Origin of the sequence: Corallococcus sp. CA054B, assembly GCF_003611625.1 — a bacterium.
Taxonomy (GTDB): Bacteria; Myxococcota; Myxococcia; order Myxococcales; family Myxococcaceae; genus Corallococcus; species Corallococcus coralloides.
The window spans coordinates 1-14,213 of sequence record NZ_RAVY01000230.1; the positions used below are offsets into that span (position 1 = coordinate 1).

The window sequence follows — 14,213 nt, forward strand, 5'->3', positions numbered from 1 at the left end:
GACGGGGGCGGCCGGGGTCGGGGCCTTCTTGCTCATGCGTGCTCCGGAGGGGGGGTCATCAGGACGAGGAGGCGGGCGTTGTCCGGGCCGTCATTGACGACGCCGTGTTCGGTGCCCGCGGGGGCGAAAAGGGTGGAACCGGGGCCATGCGCCGCTTCCTCGTCGCCGATGCGGAAGCGGCAGCTCCCCTCCAGCACGAGGTACACCTTGTCGGACGTGGCATGCCGGTGGGGCTTCTGCGCCTGGCCCGGGGCCAGGCAGTAGACATCGAGGAAGAAGCGACCCGACTGGAAGACGGTGTGCTTCTGGAGCTTCTCTAAAGAGAAGCCCTGGAAGGCCGAAAGCTGCTTCACATCCATCGTGGCATCCGCTCCTGCGCCTCTATATAGCGACGGGCATGGAACCGCTGACGCTGCATTTTGTTCACGAGCAGGTGGGTGCTCGCTTCATTTCGGTGGGCGACCGCGAGGTCGTGGCCGGGTATGGAGACGTGGGCGCGGAGTATGGCGCGGCCCGTGACGCAGTGGCACTGCACGATGCGTCCTACCGCGAAATCCTCCGGATAACGGGGGATGATCGCGCCTCCTTCCTCCACGGCATGGTCACCCAGGAGGTGAAGAACCTCCCGGTGGGCTCGGCCGCCTATGCCGCCTTCCTCACGGTGAAGGGCGCCATGGTGGGAGACGCACGCATCCTCAAGCGGGAGGACGACCTCCTCCTGGACCTGGAGCCCGGCCTGGGCGCCAAGGTGCGGGAGTTCCTGGACAAATACCTCATCTCCGAGGACGCGGAGCTGCACGACGGCACCCCAGCCCAGGCCTGGCTCAAGCTGCTCGGCCCCCGGACGGCCCAGGTGCTGGCCGCCGTCCCGGGCGGTCCCCTGGAGCTCCCGGCGCCCCTGTCCAGCCGCAAGGCCACCCTCGCCGGGCAGGAGGTGTGGCTGTTGGGGACGGCGCTGCCGGGCGGGCTGTCCGGCGTGGACGTGCTGGTGCCGCGCGCGGGGCTGGAGGCGGTGTGGGCGGCGCTGGTCCAGGCGGGCGGGGCGCACGGGCTGAAGCCGCTGGGGTTCGACGCGCTGGAGCTCGTCCGGGTGGAGGCGGGGGTGCCGCGCTATGGGCAGGACATGGTGGACACCACCATCCCCCTGGAGGCGAACCTCACCAACGCCATCTCCTACAACAAGGGGTGCTACATCGGGCAGGAGGTCATCGCCCGGGCCACCTTCCGCGGGCACATGAACCGCAAGCTGGCGGGGCTGCTCCTGGGTGAGAAGGACGTGGCGCCCGGCACGGAGCTGCGCCGCGGGGAGAAGAAGGTGGGCTGGGTGACCAGCGTGGTGACGTCCCCGGTGAAGGGCCAGCGGGTGGCGCTGGGCTACGTGCACCGCGACTCGCTGGAGCCGGGCACGGAGCTGACGCTGGGGGATGGCGCGGGCACCGTCACGGTGGCCGCGCTGCCCTTCACGGCCTCGTAAGGCGGGCCCTGTGTCGGGCGCTACGCGCGCCCGCGGAGCATCAGGTCCCAGTACATGCGCGGCAGCCCGTACTTCTTGAGCATCCACATGTCGCGCCGCTCCACCAGGGTGTTGATGAGCGGGAGGCTGGGCGCGGGCTTGCCGTCGTAGTCGAACTCGGCGAGCAGCATCTTCCCGTAGCCCGTCACGAGCGGGCAGGAGGCGTAGCCGTCGTACCGGGCGGTGGGGGTCCTCCCCTCCATGACGGCGATCAGGTTCTCCACCAGCACCGGGGCCTCCGCACGGATGGCCGCGCCCGTGCGGGAGGTGGGCAGGTCGCTCGCGTCCCCGAGCGCGAAGACGTTCGGATGGTCGGGGTGTTGCAGGGTGTGCTTGTGCGCCTTGACCCAGCCCGCGTTCGGCCCGTGCTGGTGGGCGAGCGGGCTCCGCTTGATGAAGTCGGGGGCGCTCTGCGGGGGCGTGACGTGCAGCATGTCGTAACCGATGGCGACCCGCTCCTCCCGCCCATCCCGCGTCACGGCGAAGAGCGCCTCGCGTTGCTCGGGGCGCACCTCCACCAGGTTGTGGCCGAAGCGCGTGTCGATGCCGTAGCGCCGCACGACCCCCTCGAGCACATCCGCGAACGGCTTCACCCCGAAGATGGCCTTGCCGGCCGAGCCGAAGACGACGTGCGAGCGCTCCGCGAGCCCGCTGCGGCGCAGGTGGTCCGCCACCAGGTACATGATCTTCTGCGGAGCCCCCGCGCACTTCACCGGGGTGGCAGGGTGGGTGAAGAGGGCCGTGCCGCCCTTGAAGGCGCGGACCATCTCCCATGTCTTCGTCGCGAGGTGGAAGGCGTAGTTGCTCGACACGTACGGTGTCTCCAGCGCCTCGCGCAGGCCCGGCACCTTGTCCCAGTCGAGCTGGATTCCCGGGGCGACGACGAGGAAGTCATAGCCCAGGCTCAGCCCTCCGCGCGTGCGCACCTCCTGGCGCACCGGGTCCACGTCCTCCGCCCGGTCCTGAATCCAGTGAGTGCCTTTCGGGATGTAGTCGGCCTCGGGGCGCACGGTGCTGGCGATGTCCGCGGCGCCACCGCCCACGAGCGTCCACAGGGGCTGATAGTAGTGGTGAGCCGAGGGCTCGATGATGGCGACGCCGCGCACACCCTTGCGCCGCAGCCGTGCGGCGACGGTGAGCCCCGCCGTACCTCCGCCGATGATGAGCACCTGGTGATGCGGATGGGACACGTTCGACCTCCATGCGATGGGGATGGAGGTGTGAGCCCGAAACGCCGGCCGAGGATTCACCCCCTCATTCCTGACGGCTCGCACGGTGGGTGGGCAGCGCGCGAGACAGCGCCTGGCGCACCGCCGAGCGCACGGGCGCGGGCACCTCATCTCCTGGAATGCGCCGGCACAGGGACACCGTGCGCTTGAGCGAGTCGCACGTGTCCGTACAGCGAGGGCAGCGCGACAGATGGTCCTCGAGACGCACGCAGGTGGCCTGGTCCACCTCCTGCGCGACGAACTCGGAGAGTTCCCGCGCCAGCTCCGGGCACGCCGGGGCCTGCCCCTGGGCGCCCTCCCCCATCAGCGTGGAGAGATGTTCGCGCACCTGGAGCCGCGCGCGGTGCAGCCGGCTCTTGAGCGCCCGCACCTCGATGCCCACCACCTTCGCCGCCTCCTCCGCGGAGAGGTCCTCCACGTCCCGGAGGATGAGCACCTCCCGGTGGGCCTCCGGCAGCGCGAGGATGGCCGCCTGCAACACCTCTCCCATCTGCCGCGCCAGGGAGACCACGTCCGGGGTGGCCTCCTCCGCGGCGACGTGGGTGGCCGCGGGAGAGTCCAGGGGCTGGAACTCCTCGGGCGTTCCCACGCGCCTGCGGCGCAGGCGGTGGCAGTGCGTGCGGGCCAGCTGATACAGCCACGTGGACAGCTCCGCGTCGCCCCGGAACGCGTGGATGCCCCGGAAGGCCGCGAGCAGCGTCTCCTGGAGCACCTCCTTGGCGTCCTCCTCCGAGCCGCACATGCGCAAGCCGAAGCGGTACACCTGCTTCTCGTGGCGGGCGAGGACCGCCTCCAACGCCTTGCTGTCGCCAGAGCGCGCGGCCTCCATCAGCGGATCATCGGTTCGCGTCGCCATCACCCGGTCGCCTCCTCCACATGTCACCGTCACGGCCGAGACGGAGACCGCTCGGTCGTCAGGAGGCCGTCCTGGCCATCCTCATGAGGATGCATAGCGGGAACCAGGCGCCGGTGCTGAAGGGACACGCCGAACGGGTCCATGGGTGAGAGGAACTCCGCATGTGATGGATGATGGTCCCTAGTAGCGGATGACCTGATAGCCCTCGGCCACCAGGCGCGAGAGCTCCGCCACGCCGTTGTCCACCACCTCCGCCTCCGGCTGGAGCTTCTTCGGGTCGATGTCGAACTTCGCGAGCGCGTGGCCGCAGGCCACCAGCCGGACGCCCGCGGCCTTCGCGGCCTGGGCCTCCTTGCGAACCTCCTCCGGAACGGCCTTGACCGTCGGATCCAACGCCACCACCGCACGGCCGTAGCTGAGCCACACCACGTCCGAGAGGTAGCCGGACTCCCTGGCCGTCTTCGCGTGCCGGAAGGAGCTGGAGAGCGTGCCGAGGTCCTCCAGGCCCGTGGTGGACACGAAGACGAGCTTGCCCTGGTGCGCGGGCAGCCTCTTCCCGGTGGCCTGGGACGGCGCCGTGGCGATGGCGGCGAGAGGAATGATGACGAGCGCGGCGAGGACGAGCAGCAGGTTGCGATTCATTCGAGGAGCTCCGCTTCGGGGGTGGATGAACAGAGGCTCACTGCACCTGCTGGGTGCGCAGCACGGGCGGGAGGTCCTCGCCCACGGCGCGCCCTTGCAGCGCGTCGTTCAGACGCGGCTTGCCGGCGAGGAAACGGCGCACCGCCTCGTGCGCATCGATGTCCAGGACGTGCGGCTCCTGGACGCCGGGAATCCGGCACACCATGTCGGGGGCATCGCCCTCACGCTCGCAGGCCGTCACGGTGTAGAGGCGGTCGTCCTCCACCGGCCTGCCGCCGACTTCGATTGCCTGCAGGCGCTCGCCCCTGGGCGCGTTGGCCCGGAAGTGCAGCGTCATCCCCGAGGGACGCGGCAGCCACCCACCGAAGCGCTTCTCCGGATCCTTCGCGAAGACGTTCTCCAGTTCCTGCTCCCAGAAGGCGCGAAGCTGGCGGCCACTCACCTTGCCTGTCTTCAGCTTGTTGACGATGGGGAAGAGGTTCCACAGGTCCGCCTCGCGCACCGGCCCGGGCAGCAGCGGCGTGCCGAAGCGGAAGCCGTTGGAGAGGCCAATCTCCGTCCCTCCGGCGGCGCGGATGGCGTCGGCCAACACGTTGTCGAGCGGGTTCTCCACCACCGCGTAGCGCGCGAGCGTGACGTCGGTGTGGCCCACCGGCGCGGACAGCTTCGCCTCGTGCGGAGCGAGGGCGGCGTCCACCAGCCGGGCCACCTTCGGGTCCTCCGGGAAGCGCGAGGCGGTCAGCTCGATGAGCTCCCAGCGGCGGTCCACCACCCGGCCCTCTTCCACCCACACGTCCAGCCGCCCGAGGAAGGAGCCGAAGGCACCGGGCTCCACCACCCAGCTCCCGGCCTGCGCAATCGGCGCATAGGTGCGCTCGTGCGTGTCCCCCGACAGGTGGACATCCACCCCGGGCACCTTGCCAGCGAGCCCCACCGCCTTGGCGAGCCCCACGTGCGTCATCAACAGCACCACCTGGGCCCCCTCGCGCTCGCGCACCTCGCGCACGAGCGCCGGCAGTTCCTCCGGGCCGTCGTAGCGCAGGCCCTGGCTGTAGCCGGGAGGCTGGCGGCGAGGGACATCCGGATCCGTGAAGCCGACGACGGCCACCTTCACCCCGCCCACCTCCTTCACGAAGTACGGCGGGAAGAGGCGCTCGCCGCTCGCCGCGTCGCGCAGGTTGGCGGCGACGAGCGGATGCTTCAGCTCGCGGGCGCGCTGGCGCAGCACCTGGGGGCCGTACACCACCTCCCAGTTTCCAGGCACCGCGGCGTCCAGCCCGAGCGCATTGAGCGGCTCGATGAGGGCACCGCCCTCGGTGAGCGCCGCCGCGCCCGAGCCCTGAATCGTGTCACCGGCATCGAGCACCAGCACGTCACCGCCGCGCTCTGCGCGGATCCGCTGGATGGCGGCGGCCACGCGGGCGAAGCCGCCGGCCTCTTCGATGCGCTCCTTCCCTTCGTGCCAGAACAGCTCGGGGTGGGCGCGCAACTGCGCGTGCAGATCCGCCACATAGAGGACGGTGAGCTGCTTGCGCTGGGGCACGGAAGCGCTGCCGGCCGGCGGGGCGATGGTTCGAGCACAGCCGGAACCCAGGCCGCCCAGCGCGAACAGCGCGCCGAGCAGGGAGAGCAGACGCATCATCGTGAAGCACCTTGAGTGAGAGGGACGGTGGAGGGGACACGAGGCGTGCCGCGTGAAGTTCCCGCGGCGGGCCGGCTCGCGCCCCGCCCGTCACTCCCAGGCCGACATGGGGCCGAGGTTGAAGACGTCCTGGAAGCCGCGCTCCTTCAGGAGTTGCTCGGCGCGGCTGCTGCGCGCGCCACTGCGGCAGTAGACGACGACGGGCTTCTCCGGCGAGCCCAGCTCGGCGAGCCGCTGGGGCAGCTCATCCACGGGGATGTTCATCGCCCCGGGAAGGTGGCCGGCGGCGAACTCCTCCGGCGTGCGGACATCCACCAGGGTTGCACCTGCATCCACCCGCTGGTGGGCCTCGGCCCCGGCGGAGCGCTGGTGCGCACAGGAGACGAGGAACGGACCGGCGAGCAGGGCAGCGACGACGAGAACGGACTTCATGGTGCGGCTCCAACCGGGCCCAGAGGCCCGCTGGGCCCTGGGGAACGGGGTACAGCGGGGTGGAACGTCAGCATGCCCGCCAGGAAGCTGCCGGAGAGGCCGGGACTCATGCCCCGAGGACACGACCGGGAAGCTCGAAAGTTCCCGGCCTCGCGACCTCAAGGCGCCAGACGAGCCAGGGCGTCGACGAGCACCGGCTGCTCCAGCTCGGAGACGGCGAGCGCGGCCTGCCCGCCCCCGCGCGGCGCCACGCAGATGCGCTCACCGATGGGGCCCCGCGTGCAGCGCGTCCCTTCTCCGGCGAAGCTCGCCGCCTCCCGCGCCGCGGGTGAGCCCGGCGGCGGCAGGAAGAGCGTCATCGCCGTGCCCCCCTCGTGCCGGTACAGCAGCGAGGCGGAGAGCTGTCCATGCAGCCGGCAGCGGCGGGCCCCCAGCAGCGTCGCGCCGGGCACCACCGGGACGTCCACCGCATAGCCCACCTCCCGCGCCACCCAGGCCTTCACCGCGGCCGGATCCGAGGACTCGAACTCGCAGGGAGTGGCGCGCGAGAAGGCCTTGAGGTGGTGCCGCTCGAGGTCCATCGCCAGCGCGTCGTTCATGCCACCGGGCCACGACGTCCAGAGGATGCCCACGGACGCGACCGCCGCGGCCAGGCCCACCGTCCACCGTCGCCGGAAGGAGGGGCGGGAGCGCGGAGCCAGGCGGGAGACACGCGCCCGCAGCTCGGGCGGCACGTGCGTCTCCGTGGCGGCCTGGGCCTTCAGCGCCTCGCGCAGAGGGGCATAGCGGGCCGCCTCCCGGGCACAGCCCACGCACCGGGACAGGTGCTGCTCCACGGCCTGCCGCTCGTGCGCCGGGCCCTCCCCATCGAACCACGCGGAGAGACGTTCCTGCCACGCCGGGCTACAGGCTTCCATGTGACTTCTCCTTCTCCAGGAGGTCGAGCATCGCCCCCCGGGCCCTCGCGAGGCGCGAGCGCACGGTGCCCACCGGACACCCCTGGACCCGGGCGATCTCCTCGTAACTCAGCTCTTCGACTTCGCGCAGCCACAGCGCATCCCGCCACTCGGGGGCCAGGGACTCCAGCGCCGCCTTCATGCCCGAGCTGAGCGTGTGAGCATGCAGCTCCGCCTCCAGGTCCGCGGAAGGCTCGGGAGCGGCCTCCTTCCCCAGACCGCCCTCCAGCACCTCCAGCCGGGGGCGCAGGCCCCGCCGGGAGTTGAGGAAGACGGCGCGCTGGACGGCGAGCAGCCATCCCTTGAGCCGCTCCGGGTCGCGCAGCTCGTCGTGCCGCTCCAGCGCGCGTGCCACCGTCTCCTGCACCAGGTCATCCGCCTCGGCGGTGCTGCCCGTCAGCCGGCGGCCCACCCGTCGCAGGGCTGGCAGGTGCTCCAGGGCACGCTCGATGAAGGACCGGCTGCTCACGTTCCTCCAGGACACGGTGGCGGCTGCGAAAAGTTCCCGAGGGGCTACGGAGTGGGCGATGCGCCCGGGACCGGAGTTCCCGCGCTCGCGCTCCGTCGCGCCTGCAGCACCTGGGCGAGGGCCATGCCGGCGAACATGGCGGGCACGAAGACGAGCAACTGCGTCGCACCGGTGGCGAGCGACGTGAGCGCGGGGCCGGGGCAGTAGCCGCCGAGCCCCCAGCCCACTCCGAAGAGGCCCGCGCCCACGAGGAGCCCGCGGTTCACCTTGCTGGTGGAGAACGAGGGGAACTTCGCGGCGAACAGGGGCCGCTCACGTCCGAGGATGAGGGGCCGCAGCGCCGCGTGCACGGCGATGGCGCCGCCCATCACGAACGCGAGCCGGTAATCCCAATGCCCCGCGATGTCGAGGAAGCCGAGGACGTTGGCCGGGTCCGTCATGCCGCTGATGCCCAGGCCGATGGCGAAGAGCAGACCGCTGAGAAACGCACTGATGTTTGAACGCATGGAGGGCTTTCCCTAGAGGACGTGGCGGATCAGGAAGACGGTGAGGACACCGGTGGCCATGAAGGTGAGCGTGGCCGCGATGGAGCGGGCCGAACCCCGGCTGATGCCGCAGACGCCGTGCCCGCTGGTGCAGCCGTTGCCCAGCCGCGAGCCGAACCCCACCAGCAGTCCGGCCCCCACCAGCAGCAAGGCGCCGCCCGCGCTCAAGGACGTGGGGGCCGGGAAGGAGCCAGGGCGCAGCCACGCCAGCAGCAAGCCCCCGGTGAGCAGCCCGCCGAAGAAGAGCACGCGCCAGGCGACATCCCCGCGCACGGGGGCCAGCAGCGAGCCCACCACGCCGCTGATGCCGGCGACCCGGCCATTGGCCAATAGGAGCAAGGAGGCACTCAGGCCGATGAGCGCCCCACCCAGGAGGGGAGGGAGGAGGGAGGAAATCATGTCCCGTGAGAGCCAGATTCGAAGGCGGAGGATTCAGCCTGGGGAAGGCCCTGAATCCTTCTGTCCGACCCCTGGCTCTCAAGGACAGGAGGCTTCGACAATGATTTTCCGCCAGCTTTTCGACTCAGAGTCCTCGACCTACACCTATCTCCTCGGCGACGAGTCCACGCGGCAGGCCGTCCTCATCGACCCCGTGCTCGAGCAGGTCGACCGGGATTTGAAACTGGTGGGCGAGCTGGGCCTCACCCTCACCCACGTCCTGGATACCCATGTGCACGCGGACCACGTCACCGCGTCCGGCGTGCTGCGCGAGCGCACGCAGGCCATGGTGGTGGGGGGCGTGGGAGGAGCCGCCTGCGCCAACCTCCAGGTGCGCCACGGAGACGAGGTGCGCGTCGGCCGGCTCGTCTTCCAGGTGCTCGCCACGCCGGGGCACACGGATGACAGCGTCAGCTACCTGCTGGGCGACCGCGTCTTCACTGGGGACGCGCTTCTCGTGCGAGGCAACGGCCGCACCGACTTCCAGAACGGGAACGCAGGCCAGCTCTACGACAGCCTCACCCGCGTCCTCTTCCGCCTGCCGGATGAAACGCTCGTCTACCCCGCGCACGACTACCACGGTCACATGGTGACGAGCATCGGCGAGGAGAAGCGGCACAACCCGCGCGTCGCGGGCAAGAGCCGGGAAGAGTTCATCGAGGTGATGAACAACCTCCACCTGCCCCGGCCCAGGAAGATCGACCTGGCCGTCCCAGCCAACCGCGCCTGTGGGCACACGGCGCCTTCACCGCAGGGGGCCTGAAGTCCCCTGCCCTTCCCAACAGGAGCAAGCCATGACACCCCACCCCTATCAGGACCTCACGCCCTCGCAGCTCGACACGCTCGGCCCCGAGGTGCGGCGCATCGACGTGCGTGAGCCGGACGAGTTCACGGGCCCCTTGAGCCACCTTCCCGGAGCGGAGCTCGTCCCGCTGGGCACGCTGGAGGCGGCGTCCGCGTCGTGGCCGCGGGAACAACCGCTGCTGCTCATCTGCCGCTCGGGTGGGCGCTCCTCGAAGGCCGCGCAGGCGCTCGCCCAGCGTGGCTTCAAACACCTCTACAACCTGGCGGGCGGGATGCTCGCCGTTCGCGAGCCCCGCGCGCCCCAGGGCTAGCGGAAACGAACTCCATGCCCATCATCGGCTTCTCGCTCGCGGCCCTCATCGGCCTGTCGCTCGGCCTGCTCGGCGGCGGCGGCTCCATCATCACCGTGCCCATCCTCGTGTACGTCCTGGGCTTCGGAGCCAAGGAGTCCATCGCCATGGGGCTGGCCGTGGTGGGCGTCACCAGCCTCTTCGGCGCGGCGGGCCACTGGCGCAAGGGCAACGTGCAGCTCCGAGCGGCCCTCGTCTTCGGGGCGGTGGCCATGGTGGGCACCTACGCGGGGGCGCGTCTGTCCGTCTTCGTCTCGGGCGCCTTGCAGCTGCTGCTCTTCGCCACGGTGATGCTCGTGGCCGCCTTCTTCATGTTCCGCAACGGCCGCAAGGAGGCCGCGCTCGCCGCGCGCCAGGAGTCCGCGCCCGTGCCAGAGCCCCGCAAGGCGTCCTTCCCCGTCATGGCCCTGGCCGCGCTCGGCGTGGGCGGCCTCACGGGACTCGTCGGGGTGGGCGGCGGTTTCCTCATCGTCCCGGCGCTGGTGCTCCTGGTGGGCCTCCCGATGAAGCAGGCGGTGGGCACGAGCCTGCTCGTCATCGCCCTCAACTCCTTCGTGGGCTTCGCCGGCTACCTCGGCCACGTCCAGGTGCCGTGGCTCTACCTGGGCATCTTCACGGCCATCGCCGTGGCGGGCATCCTCATTGGCACCTGGGCTACCCACTACGTCTCGCAGGCGGCCCTCAAGCGGGCCTTCTCCATCTTCCTCGTCGTGATGGGCGCCTTCATCATGTTCAAGAACCGGGAAGCGTTGGCGCGAGGTGGCGATGAGCCCGCGCCCCGCTCCAGCCACACCTCCAATGACGGCGCCCACGAGCATGATGGTTCAATGCGGGTCATTGGGGATTCGCATCGCAGTAGACGTACTTCGTCCCGGTGGAGCAGCCCATGACTGCGCACTGCGGATCCTTCTGCGCCTCCTGGTCCTTCTGGATGAGGGCCTGGAGGTCATCTCCCTTCGCGCAGGACAGACACTGCACCTGTGGCTCCACCCCGCCACAGCAGCCGCAACCACAAGCAACGTAGGTGGCGTTGCAGTCCAGGGGCGCCTTCGCTGACGCCTTATCCCCGGCGGCCTGGCAGCCCCACCCCAGCGCGCCCGCCAGAAACAGCCCCATGAGCATTCGCATCAACTGAAGATAGGCGATTGCCCGGACGAAGAAACCCCACCGCCCGCTTCCCGGAAGGGAGCGAGGGGTGGGGCTTCCAACCGCGAGCCGTGCGGACGAACTACACGCGCCCTTCGGCCTTCTGCGCGCGCTCGATGCTCTCGAACAGGGCGCGGAAGTTGCCGCCGCCGAAGCCCTGGTCGCCCTTGCGCTGGATGATCTCGTAGAAGAACGGGCCCGCGTCCGCCTGCTTGTAGAGGCTCGCCGCGTCCTTCATGAAGATCTGGAGCATGTAGCTGCGCTCCTTGTCACCGTCGATGAGCACCTCCAGGTCGCGCAGGACGTTGATGTCCTCGTCGATCTTCTTGATGCCCATGCGCTCGATGCGCTCCGGCAGCGCGTCGTAGTACGAGCCCGGCGTGGGCATGAACTGGATGCCCGCGTTCTGCCGCATGTCCTTCACGGAGGACAGGATGTCCTTCACCGTGATGGCCAGGTGCTGCACGCCGTCACCGCGGTGGTCCTCGTTGAAGATGTTGATCTGGCTGGCCTTGAAGAACGGGAACTTGGGCTCGTTGTTCGCGAACTTCACGCCGCTCTTCGGGTCCCACATCACCTCCGACTTCAGGCCGCTGCCGTGGTCGCGCTTCTGCTGCGACGCCACGTCCTCGGTGTGGAACTCGATGTGCCAGAACTTCTCGAAGCCCATCACGTGCTCCATCCACAGGAGCATGGGCTTCATCGTCTGGAAGTTCGACGTGACGTGGTCCAGCTTGTCGAAGCCGTACTTGTTCTGGCCGCCCTTGGGCTGCGCGTGAACCTTGAAGCCCGGGTAGATGGACTTGTAGTTGTCCCGCTGCAGGAAGCGGAACGTGGTGTCGCCAAACGGCGTCGTGATGGAGAAGAACGCCAGCTTGCCGCCCGCGTCGTCCGTGAAGCGCTGGATGTCCGTGATGAACGTGGCGCCGCGCTGCTCCAGCAGCTTGAACGCCTTCTCCACGTCCTCCACCTCGAAGTTCAGCGTGCCCACGCCGTCCGGGTGCTTGCGCAGATAGCGCCACGCACGGCCGCCCTCGCCCACGGGCTGGCTCACCACCAGGGCAATCTCACCCGCCTGGAACAGCGCGGACTTCTGCTTGCCGTGCGCGTCCAGCTCCGGCCCGGACACCGCCACCTCCGCGAAGTCCAACCCCTTCGTGTAGAACTGGCGGCTGCGCTCCAGGTCATGCACGTACCAGTGGATGCTCTCCAGGGCCTTGATGCCCAGCGATTCCTGCTTGGCCATGTCGCTGACTCCTCGTGGTGATGAAGAAGATATTGCGTGACTACACCGGCTGCGCGTCGGGCTGCCGGTCCGGCTGCGCCGCCTGGAAGGCGGGGAGTTCGTTGCACGCCGCCTCGATGCGCAGCAGCGTGGGATAGGGCTTCAGGTCTACACCGAACCGGCGGGCCCCGTAGAGCTGCGGAACCAACAGCACGTCCGCGAACGACACTCCGTCTCCCACACAATAACGCCCCGCCGTCGCCTGCACCGCCGCCTCCAGCGCCGTCAGCCCGTGCACGTTCCAGTGCGCCGCCCAGGCCTTCTCGTCCGCCTTCAGCTCGGTCTTGATGCGCAGCGTTACCGACGTGTTCTGCAGGGGCTGCATCCCGGCGTTCACCATCTCCGCCAGCATGCGCGCCTTCGCGCGAAGGTACGCGTCCGTGGGCAGGAGGGCGGGCGAGGGCACGCGCTCCTCCAGGTACTCCAGGATGGCCATGGACTCGGACAGCTTGCGCGCCTGCCCGTCCGCTTCCGTCCACTCCAGGGTGGGCACGCGGGCCATGGGGTTCACGGCGCGGTAGTCCGCGGAGTTCTGCTGGCCGCCGTCCTTGAGCAGGTGCACCGCCAGGTACTCGAAGGGGAGCCCCTTCCAGTTCAACGCGATGCGCGCGCGCCAGGACGCGGAGGAGCGCCAGTAGCTGTGCAGCTTGAGGTTCCTCATGGCGCCTTCACCACCGTCTGGGAGATGCGGCCAAAGAGGCTGTGCCCCTCGCCATCCAGCATCTCGATCTCGATGGTGTCCCCGGGCTTCATGAAGGCCGTCTTCGGCTTGCCCTCGTCGATGGTCTCGATCATCCGGCGCTCGGCGAGGCAGGAGATGCCGCGCGAGCGGTCCTCGTTGGACACCGTGCCGCTGCCCAGGAGGGTGCCCGCGGTGAAGGCGCGCGTGCGCGTCAGGTGCTGGATGAGGTCGCGGAAGGAGAAGTGCATCTCCGGGCCCGCGTCCGCGTCTCCCACGAGCTGGCCGTTGAGCGTGCTGCGCATGCGCAGGTGCACGCGGCCGTCCTTCCACGCGGTTCCCAGCTCATCCGGCGTCAGCGCGAAGGGGCCGAACGCGGTGGCGGGCTTGCTCTGGAAGAAGCCGAAGCCCTTGGCCAGCTCCTCCGGGATGAGGTTCCGCAGGGACACGTCGTTGGCGATCATCACCAGCTTGATGTGCTTGTCCGCGTCCTCGGCCTTCGTGCCCATGGGCGTGTCACCCAGGACGACGCAGACCTCGCTCTCGAAGTCCAGGCCCCATGCCTCGTCGCGCAGCGGGATGTCCTGCGTGGGCGCCAGGAAGTCGCCGGAGCCGCCCTGGTACACCAGCGGATCCGTGCGCAGCGTGGCGGGCGGCTCCGCGTTGCGCGCCTTGCGCACCAGCAGCACGTGGTTGATGTACGCGCTGCCGTCCACCCATTCGTAGGCGCGCGGCAGGGGCGCGTGCAGCGCCTTCACGTCCAGCGGGCGGCTCTGCACCGCGCCGGCTTCCAGCTGCTGCGCCAGCGCGCGCAGCTGCGGCTCCTTCGCGTCCCAGTCATCCAGGGCCGCTTGCAGCGTGAGAGCCACGTTGGTGGCCAGCGCGTAGGCGGAGTTGTCCCGCTTGACGACGATGAGCCGCCCGTCGCGGGTTCCGTCCTTGAGCGTCGCGAGCTTCAATTTCGCGCTCCCTCGGCGGCCTGTGGGGGAGGAAGGGGGAGGCCGCCTGACCCGACGGGCTTTTCCGACGGGCCACCAGGCGAGTCAAGCACGCCCGTTGAACGCGGCGCGGCATCCTCCCTCCCTCCAGCAACGTTGCTGGCCGCTCACATTCGCGTGGCTGTCGGCTGAAGGACGAAGCGCGGCCCTTTCGGACGCCGGGGCGTCGTGGAAATCCACGAGTTCGCCTGCCGGGCCGCCTGCTCCACGAACGGACAGGGGGCACCGG

18 protein-coding genes are annotated in these 14,213 nt (G+C 69.8%); 4 read left to right on the top strand and 14 right to left on the bottom strand.

Annotated elements, in window-relative coordinates:
- Positions 1–32: 32 nt before the first annotated feature.
- On the bottom strand, positions 33–359 hold the full coding sequence (locus D7V80_RS35595; protein ID WP_014399741.1) for a cupin domain-containing protein: 327 nt from the start codon (positions 357–359) through the stop codon (positions 33–35).
- 38 nt (positions 360–397) lie between these two features.
- On the opposite strand from D7V80_RS35595, the gene D7V80_RS35600 reads away from it, so the two are divergent.
- A complete protein-coding gene (locus tag D7V80_RS35600; RefSeq protein ID WP_120592326.1) occupies positions 398–1,474 on the top strand; it encodes a folate-binding protein YgfZ in 1,077 nt (358 codons plus the stop codon).
- 20 nt (positions 1,475–1,494) lie between these two features.
- Here the strand turns inward: D7V80_RS35600 and D7V80_RS35605 are convergent, their stop codons facing one another.
- The 9 genes from D7V80_RS35605 to D7V80_RS35645 all read right to left on the bottom strand — a co-directional run bounded on the left by D7V80_RS35605 (position 1,495) and on the right by D7V80_RS35645 (position 8,683).
- Complete coding sequence (locus D7V80_RS35605; RefSeq protein ID WP_233585967.1) at positions 1,495–2,703, bottom strand: FAD/NAD(P)-binding oxidoreductase; 1,209 nt, start codon at positions 2,701–2,703, stop codon at positions 1,495–1,497.
- A gap of 64 nt (positions 2,704–2,767) precedes the next feature.
- Positions 2,768–3,598, bottom strand: coding sequence for a sigma-70 family RNA polymerase sigma factor (locus tag D7V80_RS35610; protein ID WP_120592328.1), 831 nt, complete (start codon positions 3,596–3,598; stop codon positions 2,768–2,770).
- A 180-nt stretch (positions 3,599–3,778) separates the two neighbouring features.
- Positions 3,779–4,240: a DsrE family protein gene (locus tag D7V80_RS35615; RefSeq protein ID WP_120592329.1), complete on the bottom strand. Its 462-nt coding sequence runs from the start codon at positions 4,238–4,240 to the stop codon at positions 3,779–3,781.
- 37 nt (positions 4,241–4,277) lie between these two features.
- Entirely contained in the window at positions 4,278–5,882 is a 1,605-nt protein-coding gene (locus D7V80_RS35620) for a bifunctional UDP-sugar hydrolase/5'-nucleotidase (protein ID WP_120592330.1), read from the bottom strand.
- 90 nt (positions 5,883–5,972) lie between these two features.
- Positions 5,973–6,314 carry a rhodanese-like domain-containing protein gene (locus D7V80_RS35625; RefSeq protein ID WP_120592331.1) on the bottom strand — a complete coding sequence of 114 codons (342 nt, stop codon included), beginning with the start codon at positions 6,312–6,314 and terminating at the stop codon, positions 5,973–5,975.
- Between the two features lie 158 nt (positions 6,315–6,472).
- A complete protein-coding gene (locus D7V80_RS35630; RefSeq protein ID WP_120592332.1) occupies positions 6,473–7,231 on the bottom strand; it encodes an anti-sigma factor in 759 nt (252 codons plus the stop codon).
- Positions 7,218–7,739: an RNA polymerase sigma factor gene (locus tag D7V80_RS35635; protein WP_233585968.1), complete on the bottom strand. Its 522-nt coding sequence runs from the start codon at positions 7,737–7,739 to the stop codon at positions 7,218–7,220. Before D7V80_RS35635 ends, D7V80_RS35630 begins: the two co-directional genes overlap by 14 nt.
- 44 nt (positions 7,740–7,783) lie before the next feature.
- The gene (locus D7V80_RS35640) at positions 7,784–8,245 is read right to left on the bottom strand and encodes a DUF6691 family protein (protein ID WP_120592334.1); all 462 of its coding nucleotides are present in this window, start codon (positions 8,243–8,245) and stop codon (positions 7,784–7,786) included.
- A 12-nt stretch (positions 8,246–8,257) separates the two neighbouring features.
- Positions 8,258–8,683 carry a YeeE/YedE family protein gene (locus tag D7V80_RS35645; RefSeq protein ID WP_120592335.1) on the bottom strand — a complete coding sequence of 142 codons (426 nt, stop codon included), beginning with the start codon at positions 8,681–8,683 and terminating at the stop codon, positions 8,258–8,260.
- 100 nt (positions 8,684–8,783) lie between these two features.
- Between D7V80_RS35645 and D7V80_RS35650 the strand changes: the two genes are divergently transcribed.
- From D7V80_RS35650 to D7V80_RS35660, 3 genes are read left to right on the top strand one after another with little or no spacing between them, the layout of a single operon-like run.
- Positions 8,784–9,485, top strand: a complete 702-nt coding sequence (locus tag D7V80_RS35650) for an MBL fold metallo-hydrolase (RefSeq protein ID WP_120592336.1) — start codon at positions 8,784–8,786, stop codon at positions 9,483–9,485.
- A 31-nt stretch (positions 9,486–9,516) separates the two neighbouring features.
- Positions 9,517–9,837 carry a rhodanese-like domain-containing protein gene (locus tag D7V80_RS35655; RefSeq protein WP_120561365.1) on the top strand — a complete coding sequence of 107 codons (321 nt, stop codon included), beginning with the start codon at positions 9,517–9,519 and terminating at the stop codon, positions 9,835–9,837.
- A gap of 14 nt (positions 9,838–9,851) precedes the next feature.
- On the top strand, positions 9,852–10,766 hold the full coding sequence (locus tag D7V80_RS35660; protein ID WP_120592337.1) for a sulfite exporter TauE/SafE family protein: 915 nt from the start codon (positions 9,852–9,854) through the stop codon (positions 10,764–10,766).
- Here D7V80_RS35660 and D7V80_RS41570 read toward each other — a convergent pair.
- The 4 genes from D7V80_RS41570 to D7V80_RS35675 form a co-directional block, all read right to left on the bottom strand.
- Positions 10,711–10,992, bottom strand: a complete 282-nt coding sequence (locus tag D7V80_RS41570; RefSeq protein ID WP_147447325.1) for a hypothetical protein — start codon at positions 10,990–10,992, stop codon at positions 10,711–10,713. The two genes, D7V80_RS35660 and D7V80_RS41570, sit on opposite strands and share 56 nt — an antisense overlap.
- Before the next feature lie 112 nt (positions 10,993–11,104).
- A complete protein-coding gene (hppD, locus tag D7V80_RS35665) occupies positions 11,105–12,268 on the bottom strand; it encodes a 4-hydroxyphenylpyruvate dioxygenase (RefSeq protein WP_120592338.1) in 1,164 nt (387 codons plus the stop codon).
- 40 nt (positions 12,269–12,308) lie between these two features.
- Positions 12,309–12,968: a maleylacetoacetate isomerase gene (maiA, locus tag D7V80_RS35670; RefSeq protein ID WP_120592339.1), complete on the bottom strand. Its 660-nt coding sequence runs from the start codon at positions 12,966–12,968 to the stop codon at positions 12,309–12,311.
- Complete coding sequence (locus tag D7V80_RS35675) at positions 12,965–13,945, bottom strand: fumarylacetoacetate hydrolase family protein (protein ID WP_120592340.1); 981 nt, start codon at positions 13,943–13,945, stop codon at positions 12,965–12,967. Before D7V80_RS35675 ends, maiA begins: the two co-directional genes overlap by 4 nt.
- Positions 13,946–14,213: the final 268 nt, after the last annotated feature.

Excerpts from the sequence above, each read along its gene's own strand:
- D7V80_RS35595 (WP_014399741.1), bottom strand. The coding sequence starts at position 359 with ATGGATGTGAAGCAGCTTTCGGCCTTCCAGGGCTTCTCTTTAGAGAAG.
- D7V80_RS35600 (WP_120592326.1), top strand. The coding sequence starts at position 398 with ATGGAACCGCTGACGCTGCATTTTGTTCACGAGCAGGTGGGTGCTCGC.
- D7V80_RS35610 (WP_120592328.1), bottom strand. The coding sequence starts at position 3,598 with ATGGCGACGCGAACCGATGATCCGCTGATGGAGGCCGCGCGCTCTGGC.
- D7V80_RS35615 (WP_120592329.1), bottom strand. The coding sequence starts at position 4,240 with ATGAATCGCAACCTGCTGCTCGTCCTCGCCGCGCTCGTCATCATTCCT.
- D7V80_RS35620 (WP_120592330.1), bottom strand. The coding sequence starts at position 5,882 with ATGATGCGTCTGCTCTCCCTGCTCGGCGCGCTGTTCGCGCTGGGCGGC.
- D7V80_RS35625 (WP_120592331.1), bottom strand. The coding sequence starts at position 6,314 with ATGAAGTCCGTTCTCGTCGTCGCTGCCCTGCTCGCCGGTCCGTTCCTC.
- D7V80_RS35630 (WP_120592332.1), bottom strand. The coding sequence starts at position 7,231 with ATGGAAGCCTGTAGCCCGGCGTGGCAGGAACGTCTCTCCGCGTGGTTC.
- D7V80_RS35640 (WP_120592334.1), bottom strand. The coding sequence starts at position 8,245 with ATGCGTTCAAACATCAGTGCGTTTCTCAGCGGTCTGCTCTTCGCCATC.
- D7V80_RS35645 (WP_120592335.1), bottom strand. The coding sequence starts at position 8,683 with ATGATTTCCTCCCTCCTCCCTCCCCTCCTGGGTGGGGCGCTCATCGGC.
- D7V80_RS35650 (WP_120592336.1), top strand. The coding sequence starts at position 8,784 with ATGATTTTCCGCCAGCTTTTCGACTCAGAGTCCTCGACCTACACCTAT.
- D7V80_RS35655 (WP_120561365.1), top strand. The coding sequence starts at position 9,517 with ATGACACCCCACCCCTATCAGGACCTCACGCCCTCGCAGCTCGACACG.
- D7V80_RS35660 (WP_120592337.1), top strand. The coding sequence starts at position 9,852 with ATGCCCATCATCGGCTTCTCGCTCGCGGCCCTCATCGGCCTGTCGCTC.
- D7V80_RS41570 (WP_147447325.1), bottom strand. The coding sequence starts at position 10,992 with ATGGGGCTGTTTCTGGCGGGCGCGCTGGGGTGGGGCTGCCAGGCCGCC.
- hppD (WP_120592338.1), bottom strand. The coding sequence starts at position 12,268 with ATGGCCAAGCAGGAATCGCTGGGCATCAAGGCCCTGGAGAGCATCCAC.
- maiA (WP_120592339.1), bottom strand. The coding sequence starts at position 12,968 with ATGAGGAACCTCAAGCTGCACAGCTACTGGCGCTCCTCCGCGTCCTGG.